Raw genomic sequence first — 659 nt, 5'->3', positions numbered from 1 at the left:
TCAAAAAGGATAGCGAACTGGTTGACCGCCGGTCCCCATTCCTTAATCGGCATAGTCCACTTTGCGCTCGCATTCTTAATCGCAAGGTACATCACCTTATATATCGAATCGTCATCGGGAAAACTTGATTTATTGCGCGTGACTTTGCGCAGGGAAAAGTTCAGGCTCTCAATTGCATTTGTCGTGTAGATGACTCAGGCGGATGCTGTCCGGGTACGAGAAGAACTCCGTCAGCTCGTTCCAGTTACGCTGCCATGAGGCCGAAATCATCGGGTACTTGCCGTCCCATTTTTTTCCAAAATCCTCAAGCGCCTCACGTCCGCTGTCTGCGTTCACTGCACAGTAGATTTCCTTCAAGTCGCGGCAGACTTGCTTCAAATCCTTGTAGGAAACAAACTTCGTCGAGCTTCGGATCATATGAACTATACAATGCCGGATGTGCGTATCCGGAAAAACTGCTCTGAGCGCGTCGGGAAATCCGGTAAGTCCGTCCATGCAGGCTATGAGAATGTCATTTGTACCCCGGTTCTTTATGTCCGTCAGCACACTCATAAGGCTTTCGCCTTGTACTGCAAGGAAATGATTGTACATGTCCGCTTTTCGCGGACTGCGTATCCAGAATTTCGCTCCTTCCGTGTCAGCCAACCACAGTCCCAAAA

The 659-nt window shown here is 49.3% G+C and carries 1 pseudogene; it reads right to left on the bottom strand.

Going from position 1 to position 659, the window contains the following annotated elements:
- Window positions 1-659, bottom strand: a pseudogene (locus H0R92_RS14025) (IS256 family transposase); the annotation flags it as partial.

The organism is Treponema sp. OMZ 840, from assembly GCF_050937815.1.
Classification (GTDB): domain Bacteria; phylum Spirochaetota; class Spirochaetia; order Treponematales; family Treponemataceae; genus Treponema_C.
This window is presented reverse-complemented; position numbering and strand designations above follow the sequence as displayed.